This is a genomic window from Streptomyces sp. ICN903 (genome assembly GCF_022015835.1).
Classification (GTDB): Bacteria; Actinomycetota; Actinomycetes; order Streptomycetales; family Streptomycetaceae; genus Streptomyces; species Streptomyces fenghuangensis.
In genome coordinates this window covers 1-1,287 of sequence record NZ_JAKMAY010000572.1, presented here as the reverse complement: position 1 = coordinate 1,287, position 1,287 = coordinate 1, and the positions used below count along the sequence as shown (strand labels likewise).

General features: G+C 72.6%; 1 pseudogene. It reads left to right on the top strand.

Features of this window, described 5'->3' with window-relative positions:
* Nucleotides 1-137: 137 nt before the first annotated feature.
* Nucleotides 138-1,287, top strand: a pseudogene (locus L7D48_RS28870) (transcription-repair coupling factor); the annotation flags it as partial.

Here is a 1,287-nt window from a genome sequence, read left to right as displayed (position 1 = left end):
GTGGAGGGGCGAGGCAGGGGGGTGCCGGTCGTCGTAGGCTGGGACCCCCGGCCCGCTCGGCGTGTCGGGTTGTTGGTGTTGTCCGGGGCGCCGGTGCGGGTGCCTTTGTTGTCCAGCCTCTGGGATGGAACGTCTCGATGAGTCTCACCGGTCTTCTTGATGCGGTCGTGGTGGATCCGGCGCTGGCGGAGGCGGTGCGGGCCGCTGCGGAGGGGCGTCGGCGCGAGGTGGATCTGGTGGGTCCGCCGGCCGCGCGGCCGTTCGTGGTGGCGGCGCTGGCGCGGTCGTCGGGGCGTCCGGTGCTGGCGGTGACGGCGACGGGGCGTGAGGCGGAGGATCTGGCGTCGGCGCTGCGGTCGCTGATGCCGTCGGGCCGGGAGGGCGAGGTGGTGGAGTTCCCGGCGTGGGAGACGCTGCCGCATGAGCGGCTTTCGCCCAGGTCGGACACGGTGGGGCGCAGGCTGGCGGTGTTGCGCAGGCTGGCGCATCCGAGTGCGGACGATCCGTCGGCGGGGCCGGTGAGTGTGGTGGTGGCTCCGGTGCGTTCGGTGTTGCAGCCGCAGGTGAAGGGTCTGGGGGATCTGGAGCCGGTGGGGCTGCGTGCTGGGCAGCAGGTGGAGCTGGACGCGGTGGTGGACGCGCTGGGGGCGGCGGCGTACGCGCGGGTGGAGCTGGTGGAGAAGCGGGGTGAGTTCGCGGTCCGGGGCGGGATTCTGGATGTGTTCCCGCCGACGGAGGAGCATCCGCTGCGGGTGGAGTTCTGGGGGGACGAGGTCGAGGAGATCCGTTACTTCAAGGTGGCCGATCAGCGGTCGCTGGAGGTGGCGGAGCACGGGTTGTGGGCGCCGCCGTGCCGTGAGCTGCTGCTGACGGACGAGGTGCGGGCGCGGGCGGCGGAGCTGGCGCGGGCGCATCCGGAGCTGGGCGAGCTGCTGGGGAAGATCGCCGAGGGTATCGCGGTGGAGGGGATGGAGTCCCTGGCGCCGGTGCTGGTGGACGACATGGAGTTGCTGCTGGATGTGATGCCGTCGGGGAGCATGGCGGTGGTGTGCGATCCGGAGCGGGTGCGCACGCGTGCGGCGGATCTGGTGGCGACCAGCCAGGAGTTCCTGCAGGCGTCGTGGGCGGCTTCGGCGGGTGGGGGCGATGCGCCGATCGATGTGGGTGCGGCGTCGCTGTGGGGGATCGCGGATGTGCGGGACCGGGCGCGTGAGCTGGGGATGCCGTGGTGGTCGGTGAGTCCGTTCGCCCTGGGTTCGGTGGAGGCCGGGGACGGTGGGGGTGGTG